The 15,195-nt window shown below is 66.1% G+C and carries 15 protein-coding genes; 10 read left to right on the forward strand and 5 right to left on the reverse strand.

All coding sequences use genetic code 11. The features are described 5' to 3' along the window. Positions 1 to 3: 3 nt before the first annotated feature. The 6 genes from ACIA8C_RS11720 to ACIA8C_RS11745 all read left to right on the forward strand — a co-directional run bounded on the left by ACIA8C_RS11720 (position 4) and on the right by ACIA8C_RS11745 (position 4,258). Positions 4 to 288 (forward strand): hypothetical protein, encoded by a 285-nt coding sequence (locus ACIA8C_RS11720; RefSeq protein WP_397133833.1) that lies wholly within the window; start codon positions 4 to 6, stop codon positions 286 to 288. 40 nt (positions 289 to 328) lie between these two features. Then, complete coding sequence (locus ACIA8C_RS11725) at positions 329 to 1,219, forward strand: ADP-ribosylglycohydrolase family protein (RefSeq protein WP_397133530.1); 891 nt, start codon at positions 329 to 331, stop codon at positions 1,217 to 1,219. 176 nt (positions 1,220 to 1,395) lie between these two features. Continuing rightward, the gene (locus ACIA8C_RS11730; protein ID WP_397133532.1) at positions 1,396 to 1,656 is read left to right on the forward strand and encodes a hypothetical protein; all 261 of its coding nucleotides are present in this window, start codon (positions 1,396 to 1,398) and stop codon (positions 1,654 to 1,656) included. After that, a complete protein-coding gene (locus ACIA8C_RS11735) occupies positions 1,656 to 1,928 on the forward strand; it encodes a hypothetical protein (protein WP_397133534.1) in 273 nt (90 codons plus the stop codon). Before ACIA8C_RS11730 ends, ACIA8C_RS11735 begins: the two co-directional genes overlap by 1 nt. A gap of 587 nt (positions 1,929 to 2,515) precedes the next feature. After that, positions 2,516 to 2,749, forward strand: a complete 234-nt coding sequence (locus tag ACIA8C_RS11740) for a hypothetical protein (protein WP_397133536.1) — start codon at positions 2,516 to 2,518, stop codon at positions 2,747 to 2,749. 444 nt (positions 2,750 to 3,193) lie between these two features. Then, a complete protein-coding gene (locus ACIA8C_RS11745) occupies positions 3,194 to 4,258 on the forward strand; it encodes a diguanylate cyclase domain-containing protein (protein WP_397133538.1) in 1,065 nt (354 codons plus the stop codon). A 62-nt stretch (positions 4,259 to 4,320) separates the two neighbouring features. On the opposite strand, the gene ACIA8C_RS11750 is transcribed toward ACIA8C_RS11745, so the two are convergent. After that, complete coding sequence (locus tag ACIA8C_RS11750; RefSeq protein ID WP_397133835.1) at positions 4,321 to 6,156, reverse strand: acyl-CoA dehydrogenase; 1,836 nt, start codon at positions 6,154 to 6,156, stop codon at positions 4,321 to 4,323. A gap of 227 nt (positions 6,157 to 6,383) precedes the next feature. Here ACIA8C_RS11750 and ACIA8C_RS11755 point away from each other — a divergent pair, with 227 nt between their 5' ends. Continuing rightward, the gene (locus ACIA8C_RS11755) at positions 6,384 to 6,980 is read left to right on the forward strand and encodes an alpha/beta family hydrolase (protein ID WP_397133540.1); all 597 of its coding nucleotides are present in this window, start codon (positions 6,384 to 6,386) and stop codon (positions 6,978 to 6,980) included. Positions 6,981 to 7,157: 177 nt separating this feature from the next. Continuing rightward, positions 7,158 to 8,642: an alpha/beta hydrolase family protein gene (locus ACIA8C_RS11760; RefSeq protein WP_397133542.1), complete on the forward strand. Its 1,485-nt coding sequence runs from the start codon at positions 7,158 to 7,160 to the stop codon at positions 8,640 to 8,642. A 2-nt stretch (positions 8,643 to 8,644) separates the two neighbouring features. On the opposite strand, the gene ACIA8C_RS11765 is transcribed toward ACIA8C_RS11760, so the two are convergent. The 4 genes from ACIA8C_RS11765 to ACIA8C_RS11780 form a co-directional block, all read right to left on the reverse strand. Beyond that, on the reverse strand, positions 8,645 to 9,346 hold the full coding sequence (locus ACIA8C_RS11765) for a class I SAM-dependent methyltransferase (protein ID WP_397133544.1): 702 nt from the start codon (positions 9,344 to 9,346) through the stop codon (positions 8,645 to 8,647). A 10-nt stretch (positions 9,347 to 9,356) separates the two neighbouring features. Then, positions 9,357 to 10,577, reverse strand: coding sequence for an erythromycin esterase family protein (locus ACIA8C_RS11770; protein ID WP_397133546.1), 1,221 nt, complete (start codon positions 10,575 to 10,577; stop codon positions 9,357 to 9,359). 106 nt (positions 10,578 to 10,683) lie between these two features. Further along, positions 10,684 to 11,790 carry a DUF4185 domain-containing protein gene (locus tag ACIA8C_RS11775; RefSeq protein WP_397133548.1) on the reverse strand — a complete coding sequence of 369 codons (1,107 nt, stop codon included), beginning with the start codon at positions 11,788 to 11,790 and terminating at the stop codon, positions 10,684 to 10,686. A gap of 177 nt (positions 11,791 to 11,967) precedes the next feature. Then, entirely contained in the window at positions 11,968 to 12,729 is a 762-nt protein-coding gene (locus ACIA8C_RS11780; RefSeq protein WP_397133551.1) for a crotonase/enoyl-CoA hydratase family protein, read from the reverse strand. A gap of 159 nt (positions 12,730 to 12,888) precedes the next feature. Here ACIA8C_RS11780 and ACIA8C_RS11785 point away from each other — a divergent pair, with 159 nt between their 5' ends. Next, on the forward strand, positions 12,889 to 14,421 hold the full coding sequence (locus ACIA8C_RS11785) for an acetyl-CoA acetyltransferase (RefSeq protein ID WP_397133553.1): 1,533 nt from the start codon (positions 12,889 to 12,891) through the stop codon (positions 14,419 to 14,421). Then, positions 14,418 to 15,182 carry a crotonase/enoyl-CoA hydratase family protein gene (locus ACIA8C_RS11790; protein WP_397133555.1) on the forward strand — a complete coding sequence of 255 codons (765 nt, stop codon included), beginning with the start codon at positions 14,418 to 14,420 and terminating at the stop codon, positions 15,180 to 15,182. The genes ACIA8C_RS11785 and ACIA8C_RS11790 overlap by 4 nt, the downstream gene beginning before the upstream one ends. Positions 15,183 to 15,195: the final 13 nt, after the last annotated feature.

A 15,195-nucleotide genomic window follows, 5' to 3' on the forward strand; every position in this document is an offset into this window, starting at 1 on the left:
CAGATGAGTCATGACCCCGATGACGAGCAGCTGCGGGCGGCCTTCGACGGTGAGTTCGCGCATGCGGTGGCCGGGCAAGGTGTCCGCAACCACAGGGGCCTCGACTACGAGACCTTTCGGGCATTGGCCCGAGTGGCCGGCGCCTATCCGGACATCGCGCCCGCGCTGATCGAGGCCGCGCACGCGGCATTCGCCGGGCAGTTGGACGGCTCCAATGCGGAAAATCATTCGCTCAGGTTCGCCGACGGGGAAGCGGACAGGATAGCCGCGGAGACCGAATCTCAGTAAACGACGAGTCCACAAATAACGAAGAAGGTGCAGTGGTGTCATGACTTCTGATGCCCGGCAGCGGTCGTTTGCGTCGCTGCGTGGGTTGGCGTTGGGTGACGCATTCGGGTCGTGTTTTGCGGATCCGATCAATCGAACTGCGCTGCAGGAGCACTCGTTGCTGCCCGGTCCATGGCTGTGGACCGACGACACCGAGATGGCGTGCTCGATCGTTGTCGTGCTCGGCCGGTATGGGCGGATCGAGCAAGATGCGCTGGCCGAGTCCTTTGCCCGGCATCACGACATTTACCGGCGATACGGTCCAGGGACGAATCGCATCCTGCGACTGATACGCGAAAAAGGCGGTGACTGGCGGACGCTCGCGCCCGAGGCCAGAGGCGGCCGCGGGTCGTGGGGCAATGGTGCGGCAATGCGGGTTGCGCCGCTGGGTGCCTACTTCGCCGATGACCTCGACGCGGTTGTGCGCGAGGCCGCCGCATCGGCCCAGGTGACCCACACCCATCGAGAAGGCGTTGCCGGCGCCATTGCGGTGGCCGTCGCTGCGGCACTCGCGGTTTCGCGACCGGACCTACATGGAGTCGCTTTGCTGGAGGCGGTCGCCGAGCGTACCCCGACCGGACTTGTCCGTGACGGCATCCTCGACGCGCGGAACATGCGCGATACGGAAACGGCCGCAGCGGCATTGGGCAACGGGCAAGCGGTATCCGCATCGGACACAGTTCCGTTCTGCCTCTGGATCTGCGCCCACTTTTCCGAGGATTTCGGCGAGGCGTGCTGGGCGACCGCTGCGACCGGCGGTGACGTCGACACCACCTGCGCCATCGTCGGCGGCATCCTCGCTGCCCGCCTCGGCATTCCGGGTCTACCCGCTGAATGGCTCGATCGATGCGAACCGTTGCCGTCGTGGGCTGTCTCCACCGGAACGGGATAGCAGTCGACTCGCCGACAGCTCGAAGAGGCAGGCATGCGGACGCCCACGTAGATTCTGCGGGCGGACCTGTTCCCGAGCGGGCTGATTTGAGATATGAGAAGGTTATCTACATGAGGGCGTTTGAATTCCGAATCGACGAGCAATCCGAGGAGTTCGTCCGGTCTATAGTGCATGAAATGATCGCGATATTCGGAATATCCGAAGATGAAGCGGTTGTCAGAATAAATGCTCGATTCGTCGGGCAAACGTTGACCGGTGACGATATTATCTTTCATGAAGAAGCGGGCTTCTGGGCGAGGGATATCATGTATGGCCCCGAATCGTTTTGGTGGAATGACGAAGCTGCCGCCAAGGTAATACCGCTGTCAGCTTTGCCGCAATCAATCTACCGGCCTGGCAGAGATCGGGTTGACCCCGACGAGCACCGCGAAGATTGATGTACCCCGAGGATGAGCAGCTGCGGGCGGCCTTCGACGGTGAGTTCGCGCGTGCGCTGGCCGGGCAGGGCATCCGTAACCACAGGGGTCTCGACTACGAGACCTTTCGGGCATTGGCCCGCGTGGCCGGCGCCTATCCGGACATCGCGCCCGCGCTGATCGAGGCCGCGCACGCGGCATTCGCCGGGCAGCTGGACGGTTCCAATGCGGAAAACCATTCGCTCAGGTTCGCCGACGGGGAAGCGGAACGGATAGCCACGGAGACGGCATGACTGATGAAGGAGTGCTCCGGAGGGCGTAGCGGTGATCGCTGAGGCGATTTTTGTGGCCCATAACCCCGGCATCGCGCGATTGGATCTGTAACCATCGTGTCACCGGCATGTCGGCGGCCCTTTGGTATCGCAGCGCTGTATTCGGCGGATCGGCCTCCGATGTTACGTACATTCTGTATGCGATGAATCACAGCGTTGCCGGTGGATTGCTGGGTTCGTGCGGTTCGTTCGTTCGATGAATTTCTCAGCACGCGATTGTATGTGCTAATTATTTGCTATACCTATCTATCTGATGCCATAAATGGTCGATGTCGTTTGTCTATCGCTCTGGATATTCGGTCAGTTGCCAGCGCCTATAGTGCCTGCCCCCAACGGGATTGCCGATAGAAATCGGGTCATGGCCTGGCTATACGCCAGCTTACACTTTGAAAGTTGCATGACCTGCGACTTGCAATCGTCGAGCAATCAATGGCGAAAATCCGCGATGGCTGAATGGTCGCTGGATGCGGAATCTGCGTGATAGAACTGCCTCGGTCGATACCAATGGGGTTTTCGACCAGGGAAGATTCTGTAAAGGAAACAGCTGAATGAGCAAAATGCGTGTGTTCGGAGTCGTGTTGGCCGCGGCGGCCGGTGTCATCGTCGCCGGGTCGGGTTTGGCAACCGCCGGTGCGGCACCGGCCATCACTGTGGAGCCGGGTGTCACGGTGCAGCCGGTGATCGGCGTCGGTGAGCCGGATCCGAACGGAACGGGCTCGAGCAAGGCCATCGCGGACATCGTCAAGGCGCTGTCGAGCGGCTCCGCGGGCGCCGGGAAGTAGCTCAACGAAGTGCTGCGGCCCCGCGTACTGCTGGGGATGGACGGCGGGGCGTCCTGAATTTCACGAAGCGGCCCGGAGCGATCCGGGCCGCTTCGTCGTATCCGCGACCTGCTCCACGTCGGGAGGCGCGCGGATGCCATCGGTCGTTTGCTGGAGGCCGGCGCTTGTCAGATCTGGGTGTGGTGCGCCTGGCGATGGGGCACCGTGATGAGGGCGACGATCGGTGTCGCGGCCTTGGTCGTTGTGATAGAAATGGGGCTGAACAGCAAGAACACTGCACAAATGAGTCGCCTGCCACATGCCGGATGAGTGCGCCCTTGCATGGAGAGTCATACACTTGACCAGTTAGCTGGTGAGATTCCGACGGCGAAATCTCGCGCTCGGCGTATGCGATGGAATGACTCCTTCTGCGCTTGGTGGTGGCTTGTGCCCAATGGTCGCGTGATGCTCAAGGCTTGGTGGAACGATCCCGCCGATTACCACTGGCTGGCGCGCGCCCTCCACTCCCACGCGGCGGTGCACTGGACGAAGGTGGTCGTCGGCACGGGCGGCTTGGTGCTCGCGGGCATCGCCATCCTGGTGTTGTCTTCCGAGACGGGTCCGCCGAGTCGGGTCGGCCAGGCGCTTGACTGGATTATTGCCGGGTTCGCGCTGTTCTGGGCCCTGCGGTGGTGGTTGTTGCCGTGGCCGAGCCGGACCGAATCCCTGGTGCTCTTCGCGGCCGCGGATATCGCGATAACGGTAGCCAACCTGCAGGAATCTAACCGGGTGTACGGCGCGCTCGGCGTGATCCTGCTGGTTGTCACCGGCGGCTATTTAGCAGTGATGCACAACGCCAAGGTTCTGGCGGTGCACGCGGTCTGGACGGTGCTTTCGGTGGTGGCGCTGACGGCTCGCATGGTGGCGGTGGGCGGCGATCCGATGGTCGGCCTGGCGATCGTGCTGATCTCGGTGGCCGCGGGCGTTGTCCTGCTGCCCGCGATGCAGTTCTGCTATTGGGTGTTGCGCCAGGACGCGGTCACCGACCCGTTGACCACGCTGCTGAATCGTCGCGGTCTGGAGTTGTATCTGCATCAGTTGGTCGAGTCCGGTTGCTCGTCGCCGATCTGCGCGATCGCGGTCGATCTCGATCGATTCAAGGACATCAACGACCGTCTCGGTCATGCGGGCGGCGACGAGGTGCTGATCCGGACGGCGAAGCGGTTGCGTGCTGCGCGGGAACCAGGGATGGTCGTGGCGCGGACGGGCGGGGAGGAGTTCGTGCTCTTCGGGCAACTGAACGCACAGACCGCTCGGGTCGCGGCGGAGCTGGTGCGCCGAGCTGTCGCCGAGCCGGAGAACTCGATCGCGGTCACTGCAAGCATCGGGGTCGCGGTTTTCGACGGCGGCCTCGACTCTCCGATACCCACCTCGCTGATCCTGCGGGCCGACGACGCGATGTATCAAGCCAAACAGCTGGGCGGCAATCGGGTCGTCGTCGACGAATTCATCGAATCGAATGTCGCCTGAAACACGAAAACGGCCCGGAGCGATCCGGGCCGTTTTCGTCGTATTCGGTTAGTACTTCAGGATCAGAACGCTGCTTCGTCCAGCTCCATGATGTCGTTGTCCAGGTTCGACAGGATGGTGCGGACCGCGGTCAGCTCCGGCAGCATGTTGCGCGCGAAGAACTGCGCGACCGCGACCTTGCCCTGGTAGAACGACTCCTCGGCACCGGTGGCGCCGTTGTCGAGGGCCTTGATGGCGACCTCGGCCTGACGCAGCAGCTGCCAGCCGATGAGCAGGTCGCCGACGGCGAGCAGGAAGCGCACCGAACCAAGGCCGACCTTGTACAGCTCGGACGGGTTCTCCTGGGCACCCATCAGGTGCCCGGTGAGCGTCGCGGCCATGCCCTGCACGTCCTCGAGCGCGGTGGCGAGCAGCTTGCGCTCACCCTTGAGGCGGCCGTTGCCCGCTTCGGTCTCGATGAACTTCTGGATCTGGCCTGCCACGTGGGCCAGCGCGACGCCGCGGTCACGGGCGATCTTGCGGAAGAAGAAGTCCTGCGCCTGGATGGCGGTGGTGCCCTCGTAGAGCGAGTCGATCTTCGCGTCGCGGATGTACTGCTCGATCGGGTAGTCCTGCAGGAAGCCGGAGCCGCCAAGGGTCTGCAGCGATTCGGTCAGGTACTGGTAGGCCCGCTCGGAACCGACACCCTTGACGATCGGCAGCAGCAGGTCGTTGACCCGGTCCGCGAGATCGGCATCGGCGCCCGAAACCTGCTGGGCGACATCGGGATCCTGGTGTGCGGCGGTGTACAGGTAGATCGCGCGCAGGCCCTCGGCGTAGGCCTTCTGGCTGGCCAGCGACCGACGCACATCGGGGTGGTGGGTGATGGTCACGCGGGGCGCGGCCTTGTCGGTCATCTTGGTCAGGTCGGCACCCTGGACGCGCTGCTTGGCGTATTCCAGAGCGTTCAGGTAACCGGTCGACAGGGTGGCGATGGCCTTGGTGCCGACCATCATGCGCGCGTTCTCGATGACGTCGAACATCTGCGCGATGCCGTTGTGCACCTCGCCGACGAGCCAGCCCTTGGCCGGAATGCCGTTGCCGCCGAAGGTGACCTCACAGGTGGCCGAGACCTTCAGGCCCATCTTGTGCTCGACGCCGGTGACGAAGACGCCGTTGCGGTCGCCGAGTTCACCGGTCTCGTGGTCGAAGTGGAACTTCGGCACGAAGAACAGCGAAAGACCCTTGGTGCCGGGGCCTGCGCCCTCGGGGCGGGCCAGCACCAGGTGGACCGTGTTCTCGAACATGTCGTCGGCGTCGGCCGAGGTGATGAAGCGCTTCACACCCTCGATGTGCCAGGTGCCGTCTTCCTGCTTGACGGCCTTGGTGCGGCCCGCGCCGACGTCGGAGCCGGCGTCGGGCTCGGTGAGCACCATGGTGGCGCCCCAGTCGCGGTCGATCGCGATCTTGGCCCACTTCTTCTGCTCTTCGGTGCCGTTGTTGTGGAAGATGGTGTTGAAGCCAGGGCCTGCGGCGTACATGTACGCGGCGGGCTGGGCGCCGAGGATCAGCTCGCTGATCGCCCAGTGCACGGTGCGCGGCACGCCGAGGCCGCCGAGCTCCTCGGGGATGCCGAGCTTCTCCCAGCCGCCTTCCTGCAGCGCGCGGAAGGACTTCTTGAACGATTCGGGGATCGCGACGGTGTGCGTCTGCGGATCGAAGACCGGCGGGTTGCGGTCGGCGTCGGCGAACGACTCGGCGAGCGGGCCCTCGGCCAGGCGACGCACCTCGTTGAGCATCTCCTTGACGGTGTCCGTGTCGAGGTCGCCGTAGGCGCCGCTGTCGAGGATGGACCCGAGACCCAAGACCTCGAAGAGGTTGAACTCCAGGTCGCGGACGTTGCTCTTGTAGTGACCCATGTCAGTACTCACTCTCCGTTGAGTTGGTGCGGTCGGTTGGTTTGACCGTTCCCGCCCGTTTGTCGTCACCGGTAAGCCGGTTTTCCGCATGCTACTCGCGGGTAACTTACGGTCTATATTACCGGTCGGTAATGGACTGGCAAAGGCTCGAGCGGGAATGTGACGCGAAAAACAGCGCCGCGCGTGGTGTCACCAGTTGACCCGCCGACCCAGGGCTACCGTGAGTTGTGCGAATCGAGACGAGTGCCGGACCGGCCGAGATCGAGCTCGACCGGCCGCGCAAGCCCACCTTCCTGCTGCTGCTTACCCACGGTTCGGGCGGCGGCGTCGAGGCGAAAGACATCCTGACCGTGCGCGATGCCGCGCTCGACCTCGGTGGCGCGGTGGCCCGGGTGGTGCAGCCCTATCGGGTCGCGGGGCGACGTGCGCCGGGGTCGCCGGTGAAGCAGGACGAGGCGTGGCTGGAGATCGTGGCCGCGCTGCGGACTCGGATCAAGAAGGTTCCGCTGATCCAGGGCGGGCGCAGCAACGGGGCGCGGGTGGCCTGCCGCACGGCGGTCGCGGTCCAGGCGCGCGGGGTGATCGCGCTGTCGTTTCCGTTGCACCCACCGGGGAAGCCGGAGAAGACCCGGCGCGAGGAGCTGCTCGACGCCGGGGACATCGAGGTGGTCGTCATCAATGGCGGCAGCGATCCGTTCGGTATCCCCGATGCCGCCGACGCCGCGGAGGTGCGGGTGATCCCCGGCCAGCCGCATTCGTTCCGCACTGGGTTCGACGTCATCGCCGACACGGTCACGCCGTGGTTGCAGCGGTGGAGTATGTAGCGCGTCAGCCCGCCGCGGACACGCCCCAATGTCGTTGACCGCAGCATCGGCTGCGCTACCTCGTGACTCGTGACCACCGCATCCCTCGGTGGCGGTAGGTCGAAAGAGCTTGTAGGACTGTGGGTCTAGGTCCGCGGCCCGATGTCTGACGATGTTTCTGTCTCTAGCGTGCATGGCATGCAGATTGCCCTGGTCGCCTGGCTGAAGCGCACGCCAGCAATCCGTCGAACTTTCCTCCGTCGCTCGGTCCTCGTCGCGATCGCCGTGGCCGCGTGTCTCGGCGCGAGCATCGGCCCGGCCGGTGCGCGCGCCGACGACGATCCGATCCAGGAGGAGGTCTCGTTCCAGAGCCACGGGTTGACGTTGCGCGGAACCGTGTTCATACCCCGTGCCGCGGCCTCCGGCGCAAGGCAGCCCGGCATCGTCCTCGTCCATGGCGCGGGGCCTGGTCCACGAAGCGAATACGTCTCAGAGGCGGAAGCGTTCGCCCGGGCCGGCATTGTCACCCTGGCCTTCGACAAACGCACGGACGGCTATTCCTTCATGGAACGAGACTTCAGCCTCCTCGCCGATGATGCGCTCGCCGGTGTCGAGACCCTGCGCGTTCGCGCCGACGTGGACCCGGCCCAGGTCGGGTTCTGGGGATTCAGCGAGGGCGCCTGGGTGGCGCCGCTCGCCGCCGCGAAGTCACCGGACGTCGCGTTTCTGGTCACCATCGGCGCGTCCGGACTCGATCCGCTCCGTCAGCAGACCTGGTATCTGGGCAATCGGCTACGCCATCGTGGGGTTTCCGGAGCGTTCCGCGATGCGGTCGCGCAACCGGGGGCGTTGCTGATGTCCGACACCGGATTGTTCCCAGAGGCCGGATATGACCCGGTCCCAGTGCTCGAGCGGCTTCGATTGCCCGTTTTGGCGGTGTGGGGCGAGCACGACATCCAGGCCGCACCTGCCGAGAGCGCCGCAGTGTTCCAGCGGGCGCTGGATCGCGCGGGTAACCAGCACGCCACCATACGTTTCGTGCCCGGGGCCGGCCATAACGGGCACGCCACCACCGATGGCTTCGACAAAGTCGGTGGTCTGGTCGTCGGCGGTAAGGCACTCGGGGCGCTCGGACCTGGCTATGCCGACGTGATGACCTCGTGGGTCCAGTCGGTGGCAGCCGGACACGCACCGCGGTCCAGCGTCGAACCTGTTCCTGCGCAAGAAGATACGAGCCAGGCCCGGTCGAGTGGCGCTTGGTACGAGGCGGCCGCGGTGCGATATGCCACCCTGGCGCTATTACTGATCGGATTCGCTGGATATCCGCTCACCGCCTGGGTCGGGCGGCGCGCGGAATCTGGTCGCAATCCGGTCAGGTGGCCTGCCCGATGGTTGTCCGTGACCGGGTTCGTGGCCGTCGTCGGAACCGTGATCTACCTGCTGTGCATCTTCGCTACCGGCGGCAAGGGGGCAACCGCGTTTGTCGCAGGCCGGACCTTGCCATGGCTACTGCTGCAGATCTGTACCTGTGCAGCGCTGCTCGCGATCGCCGCGACCGCGATTACCTGGTGGCGGACGCGGGCTCAGGTTAGCGGGGCGGTCCGGGTCCGGCTCGCGCTACTGATCCTCGCGGGCGCCTTGTTCATACCCTGGGCCCTGTACTGGCGGTTACTCCTGCCGTGACGTCATGAGGCCGGTTCGATCTCGTCCGACCCTGGCTCCGGGCGATTGGCGATGACCAGGGCGTCGATGGCGTCGCGGCCCTCCGTGGGGCGGAAGATACGCTCGGCCAGCTGGATTCGAATGCGGTGGTCGGCGGCGGCCGCGCCGAGGTCGGCGACGATATCGTCGGGGGTGAAGAGGACGGACTGGTCCTTGGGGCCGCCGTAACCGTCGGTGAAGTTGGTGGTGTCGTGGCCGAGCACGAGCAGGGTGCCCTCGGGGGCGAGCAGTTCCGCGGCCCGGCCGACCACCTTGCTCCGCTGGTCGGCGGGTAGATGTAGGAAGACCATGAGGATCAGCTCGAACGGGCCGGTGATCTCGGCGGCGTCGAAATCGGTGACGTCGGCGCACTGCCAGCTGATCCGGCTGCGCACCGAGCGCGACAGCCGGGTGGCGATGGTGCGACCCTTGTCGACGCCGACCTGCGAATAGTCGACGGCGTGTACCTGCCAGCCGTGGGTGGCCAGCCACAGCGCGTTGCGGCCTTCGCCGCAGGCCAGATCCAGGGCGCGCGGGAGCTCGGGCGGTTCGCCGCCGGGGGTGTCGGGCCGCAGCGGTATCCGTCGCTCCAGTCCGAACACGTGCTCCACCACGGTGTTGTTCGGCGGTGCGCCCCAGACCAAGTCGCTGTGCGCGTAGCGCTCGTCCCAATCGGTCGCATCCATGACCGCGAGTCTATTGATCGCCGATCGGCAGCCAATGCACCGGCGAGGTTTCCCGGATGTGCACCAGCACATCGAAGGCATCGGCCAGCGAGGCCACGGAGATGTTGGCGTCGGCGTCCTTGGCCGGGTCGTAGATGCCGCTGATGACACGAGCCTTGGCCGGCCTGTCGCGCCACTCGCGCACCGCCTCCGGCGCGGTGTCGCGCAGGTCTAGGTAGTAGGCGGGCAGGTCGACCGAGCCGAGGAGCGCGTCGAGCAGATCGGGCTGCGGGTCGGGCGCGGTGTTCATGCCGAGGTCGCCGTGGTGGAAGCCAAGGGCGACCGAGGCGTAGCCGGTGCCGAACTCGTCGTGCAGATAGGCGCCGACGCCGCGGAATTCCGCTGTCCCCATGCCCAATCGGAGGTTCGTAGTGTGCGCGATGCCATCCCAGTAGACGATCTTCGTGCCGGTGCCGCGCTGCCAATCGATGACCCGCTGGCCCGCGGACCGCTCATCGCGGGCGAACCCGCCCTGCCCGGCAACGCTCTTCTCATGGAAGTCGAGAATGAGCTTCGCGTGAGCACGGATCTGTGCGTATTCCGTTGTGGTCGGCAGACTTTCGAGCAAGTCGAAGGCGTCCCGCGCATGCTCGGCAAAGGGGCGTCCCGGATGGATTCCCTGATGACGCTGGACGTGTTCGTCCACCTGATGCGCCGTCCGGATCGGCGCGAGGTGCGCCTCGATGGCCGCCAGCCGATCCGGTGCGACCCGGCGCACATAATCGAGCACCACGTCGCAGTCGGCGGGCTCCGCGCTGGGCGGCTGGACACCGAACACCCGGACCTGGTCGTCGGGATGCGCCTGGTTGAACGCGCGGATCCACCGCAGTGCCGCAACGGTTTCCGCCGTCCGCCACGGTCGCCACGACCCGGCGAGCACCGATTCGGGATCGCCGACTCCGTCGCGCACATACCGATCCCACCGCTCGCCGGAACGGGCGCTGTCCTGAATCGCCAACCCGCGGAACCCATGTCGCTGCACCAGTGCGCGGAAAACCCGTTCCTGCACGCCGTAGATCTGCCGGGAGAATCGCGTCGACTCACCGAGTCCGACCACCGTCGCGGACCCGAGTCGCTCGATCAGGAGATCGAGGTCTGGTCCGGTGTAATCGGGATCGGTATCGACGATCGGACGGGCATTGGCGCTGAGCCAGGCACGCACGGTGGCGATCTCGGGTGCGGCGGTTTCCATGGTTCCTCCTGAACGACGACGATCCGGCACAGCCAAGCCTCATACATGAAGTCATGTTGAGGTCAAGGCCGTGCCGGATCGTGTGGAACCCGGTGCCGGAAAGCGCTTACAGCGGGGTGCGCATGAGCAGCACGTTGTACTGACTGTGCACGGTCGTGAGGTAGTACAGATCACGACCGGTTTGATACGGGAAGATCGACGGCGCGTACGCGCTCGGCAGTTCCCTGGTGTCGATCAGCACCTCGGGATCGCTCCACGGACCGGTCGGCGCCGGCGCGCGACGCATCACCACCGAGTTGAACGGGTCGGTGGTGAGCGAGATGTACTGGCCGAGATAGGCGTTGTACATCACCGACAGTTCGCCGACGCCCCACATGATCGGTGCCGCGGCATTGACGTCGCCGCGTTTCCACGCGCCGCCGTCCCAGTATTCGTACGCGCCGAGGTCGGCGATCTGGGCCTCCGGAACCCGCGCGACGAACGCCTGCTGGTTGCGTCCGGACGGGGTGCCGTATTCGTAGACGAAACCGCCGTCCTTGAGGAAGGCATTCATCTGGAAGTTGCTGTTGCCGCCGTCATCCGGGCGACGGGTAGCGGGCAGCTCACCCCAGGTCTCCCCGTTGTCGCCGGAGGCGGCGAGTCCGGAGTAATTGGTTGTCCACTGCCCGACCTCGTCCCAGCTCCGCACGGACATGAGGCTCATGAATTGGACTCCGCCGACCGAGATGCCCGCCGTGGGAATACGGCTAATTTCCAGAAACGGGATTTTCGGGCTCGGAATCAGATCGCGCGCCTGACCGAAAACATCGCGCACAACGCTGTCGAAATAGATGCCGCCCGCCGGGTTCTGGGTGTGGCTGCGCGTCAGAATATTGGACCGCCACGACCACATGCTTCCAGCCAGCAGGTTCGGAAATCCGACGCCCGCGGTGTCGCCGAATGCGGTCAGCAACTCGCCGTTGCCGTTGTCCCACATGATGCCGAGGTCGGTACCGAGTACGTTGTAGGCCTGCGTGTTGTTCGGGCTGGCCATTCCGGTCATCTGAAACACGGCCTTGGTGCGCCCGACGAGGTTGGGCAGGCCATTGCTTCCGTTGAGTACCGGAATCGGATTAATGGTGTTCGGGTCCGCGATGGCGGGGGTACTCGCCGTGATGAACAATGCCGAAGCGCCCGTCAACGCCGAAAGTAAGATGGCTGCCGTCTTGGTCAAAGTTCGTGTGCCCTCCGTCTCCTCGCCGAGAGCAGCGCGAAACACGGGATACCGCAAGACTCAGACCACTCGCGGTGTGCAACGCACCACAATTCGACTGGCTGGCAAATCTCTAGGAAATGCTAGCAGCGCAGTCGGCGAAAATGTGGTGCGTCTCGCAAAAGGGGGCGGCGACCGCTAGCTCTTGGTGGGCTTACCCCGCGTCGTGGCCAGCCGAATGATCAGCGGCAGCTGCGTCGCGCGTTCCACTGCGAAGGTGCGGCGTGTCGAAGCCTCCCACGCCTTGTCGAACAGTCGCTTGACACCGGCGACGGCATGCGGCGAGCGAGTCGCGATGCGGTCGGCCAGCTTCTCCGCGGCCGCGAGCGGATCCGCGGTGACCTCGGTGACCAGGCCGATGCGCTCGGCGTAGGCGGCGTCGACCGTGTCCGCGGTCATCGCGAGCAGCAGCGCCTTGTCGACGCCGATCAGCCGGGACAGGGTGGCCGCGCCGGTCATGTCGGGCACCAGGCCGTGCTTGGCCTCCATCACCGAGAACTCGGAGTCCGGTGTGGCGAAGCGGAAGTCGGCGGCCAGCGCGAGCTGCAGCCCACCGCCGTAGCAGCGGCCGTGCACCGCGGCGATCACCGGAACCCGCAGCCTTCGCCACGCCCAGCATGCTTCCTGGAACCTATTGGTGCCGCGCCACGGCAGCGGAACGAAGCTGCGCACGATGGACAGCGGGTCGCCGGTCGCCTTGGCGATGTCCAGGCCGCTGCTGAAGCTCGGCCCGTTGCCGGACAGGATGACCGCGCGCACGTCGTCGCGACCGGCGATGGTGTGCGCGGTGTCGATCAGTTCGCCGAGCATGTCGATGGTGAGGCCGTTGTGCTTGTCCGGCCGGTCGAGGGTGACGTAGGCGCGGTCGCCGTCGAACCGCAGCGCGATGTTGGTGCCCATGCCCGGATCTTACCCGTGAGTCAGTTCAACGGCAGCTGACCATTGCCCGGTCGGACGGTCTCTGTTCTAATCGAACCCGAGTTACCGTCAATGCTGACGGTATTCGCGTCGACTCGGCCCTAGCGCGCGTGGACGCCCCGCAAGATCATCGGAGGAACAATGCTGCCAGCGGGAATGGATCCACGGACGCCGGTGCTGGTCGGTGCCGGGCAGATCGTGCACCGCAGCGGCGAGTCGGGACTGCCGGGCCCGGTCGAACTCGCCGCCGAATCCCTGCGCCGCGCGGGCGCCGACAGCGGCACCGGCGATCGGCTGCTGCGCGCCGCCGACCTGATCGCGGCCGCGGCACCGGTGAGCAGGCCCTACCCGGATCTCGGGGCACTGGTCGCGGCCGAGCTCGGCGCGTCCCCCAAGCGCACGATGCAGTCCGTGCGTTTCGGCGGCGACGCACCACAACGCCTGCTCAACACCGTCGCCCAGGCGATCGCCGATGGGCAATCCGACATCGCGTTGATCACCGGCGCCGAGGCGGTGGCCGCGTGGAACACCGCCACCCGCACCGGTGCCACACTGCATTGGCCCGAGCAGCCCGACGATGTGCGCCCGACCGAACTCATCGGCTCGGACCGCGCGCCCAACTCCGACATGGAAACCGCGGCCGGGCTGTGGGGTCCGGTGTACTTCTACGCGCTGATGGAGACCGCGCTGCGCGGTCGGCTCGGGCTGAGCGAGGACGAGCACCGCGCGCGGATCGGCGGACTGTGGTCGCGGCTGTCGGCCGTGGCGGCGGGCAATCCATACGCGTGGCAGCCCACAGCGCACACTGCCGCCGATCTGACCATGCCGACACCGGCGAATCGGCTGGTGTCTACGCCGTATCCCAAGCTGCTCATCGCGAATCTCTCGGTGAATCAAGGTGCCGGGCTCATCGTGTGCAGCGCGGCCGCCGCCACCGCGGCCGGGGTGCCGCGCGACCGGTGGGTGTTCCCGCACGGTGGTGCCACCGCGACCGACGAGTGGTTCGTCTCCGAACGCGCGGACCTGGCCGCATCGCCCGCCATCGCGGCCGCCGGACGGGCTGCCCTCGGCGCCGCCGGTATCGGCATCGACGAGGTGGCCCACATCGACCTGTACTCCTGTTTCCCGGTCGCGGTGCAGGTGGCGGCCGCGGCGCTCGGGTTGCCGATCGACGATCCGGCCCGGCCGTTGTCGGTTACCGGCGGCCTCACCTTCGGTGGCGGTCCCGGCAATAACTACAGCACCCATTCGATCGCGACCCTGGTCGGTTTGTTGCGCGCGGACCCCGGTGCTTACGGTCTCGCGACCGCGCTCGGCTGGTACATCACCAAGCATGGCGTCGGCGTCTATTCGGCCGAACCGCCTGCGCGGCTGTTTCATTCGATCGAGGCGGCGGTGCCCGTCGCCCGTCGCGACGCCGCGCCCGGCTACACCGGACCGGCCACGGTCGAGTCGTACACCGTTGCCTATCGCAAAGGCCCGGCGCCCGATCACGTCGACGAGCCCGAAGCCGTCGTGGTCAGCGCGCTGACGCCGACCGGTGCCCGCATACTGATCCGGGCGTCCGACGCCGAGACGGTCGCGGCGTTCGATGACGGCGACCCGCTCGGCGCCGCCGCCGACATCACCGCCGCAGACAAGCTCACCCTGCTCTCCGAGAGGACCGTCGAATGACCGATCTGATCTTGATCGAACGGCGCGACGCCATTACGGTGCTGACCGTCAATCGCCCCGAGGCCCGCAACGCCATCAACCTCGCGACCGCGCAGGCCATCGAGACCGCCGTCGACGAGTTCGAGGCCGACGACACCGCCAGGGTGCTCGTGCTCACCGGTGCGGGCGGAACCTTCAGTGCGGGCATGGATCTCGTCGCCGCGTCGAAGGGTGAGATGCCGATGACGCAGCGGCGCGGGCCGCTCGGCATCGCCGCGAAACCTCCGGTGAAGCCGATGATTTCGGCGGTCGAGGGTTTCGCGCTGGCCGGCGGCTTCGAGTTGGCGTTGTCCGGCGACCTCATCGTCGCCGCGAACAACGTCCAGTTCGGTATCCCGGAAGTGACGCGCGGCCTGGTTGCCGCGGGCGGCGGCGTGCTGCGCCTGACCCAGCGCCTGCCGCGCAGCATCGCCGCCGAGCTCGCGCTCACCGGCGGACGGATCGGCGCCGAACGGCTCTTCCAACTGGGCCTGGTCAATCGGATCACCGAGCCCGGCGCCGCACTGGAGGTGGCTCTGGAATTGGCCGCCGCGATCGCCGCCGCCGCGCCGCTCGCGGTCGCCGCGAGCAAGCGGATCATCGACGAGTCGCCGGACTGGACGGTGACCGAGGCGTTCGCCAAACAAGGCGAGATCGCTTTGCCCGCGCTATTTTCCAAGGACGCTGCCGAGGGTGCGCTCGCCTTCGCGCAGAAGCGTGAACCACAATGGCGGGGACGCTGACTTCCGCCGGGGA

Origin of the sequence: Nocardia sp. NPDC051321 (assembly GCF_044455225.1) — a bacterium.
GTDB lineage: Bacteria > Actinomycetota > Actinomycetes > Mycobacteriales > Mycobacteriaceae > Nocardia.

What these genes read in the sequence shown, in the direction of transcription:
- ACIA8C_RS11740 (WP_397133536.1), top strand. Translation starts at nt 2,516, where the DNA reads ATGAGCAAAATGCGTGTGTTCGGAGTCGTGTTGGCCGCGGCGGCCGGT.
- ACIA8C_RS11735 (WP_397133534.1), top strand. Translation starts at nt 1,656, where the DNA reads ATGTACCCCGAGGATGAGCAGCTGCGGGCGGCCTTCGACGGTGAGTTC.
- ACIA8C_RS11760 (WP_397133542.1), top strand. Translation starts at nt 7,158, where the DNA reads ATGCAGATTGCCCTGGTCGCCTGGCTGAAGCGCACGCCAGCAATCCGT.
- ACIA8C_RS11790 (WP_397133555.1), top strand. Translation starts at nt 14,418, where the DNA reads ATGACCGATCTGATCTTGATCGAACGGCGCGACGCCATTACGGTGCTG.
- ACIA8C_RS11720 (WP_397133833.1), top strand. Translation starts at nt 4, where the DNA reads ATGAGTCATGACCCCGATGACGAGCAGCTGCGGGCGGCCTTCGACGGT.
- ACIA8C_RS11780 (WP_397133551.1), bottom strand. Translation starts at nt 12,729, where the DNA reads ATGGGCACCAACATCGCGCTGCGGTTCGACGGCGACCGCGCCTACGTC.
- ACIA8C_RS11725 (WP_397133530.1), top strand. Translation starts at nt 329, where the DNA reads ATGACTTCTGATGCCCGGCAGCGGTCGTTTGCGTCGCTGCGTGGGTTG.
- ACIA8C_RS11785 (WP_397133553.1), top strand. Translation starts at nt 12,889, where the DNA reads ATGCTGCCAGCGGGAATGGATCCACGGACGCCGGTGCTGGTCGGTGCC.
- ACIA8C_RS11745 (WP_397133538.1), top strand. Translation starts at nt 3,194, where the DNA reads ATGCTCAAGGCTTGGTGGAACGATCCCGCCGATTACCACTGGCTGGCG.
- ACIA8C_RS11750 (WP_397133835.1), bottom strand. Translation starts at nt 6,156, where the DNA reads ATGGGTCACTACAAGAGCAACGTCCGCGACCTGGAGTTCAACCTCTTC.
- ACIA8C_RS11765 (WP_397133544.1), bottom strand. Translation starts at nt 9,346, where the DNA reads ATGGATGCGACCGATTGGGACGAGCGCTACGCGCACAGCGACTTGGTC.
- ACIA8C_RS11730 (WP_397133532.1), top strand. Translation starts at nt 1,396, where the DNA reads ATGATCGCGATATTCGGAATATCCGAAGATGAAGCGGTTGTCAGAATA.
- ACIA8C_RS11770 (WP_397133546.1), bottom strand. Translation starts at nt 10,577, where the DNA reads ATGGAAACCGCCGCACCCGAGATCGCCACCGTGCGTGCCTGGCTCAGC.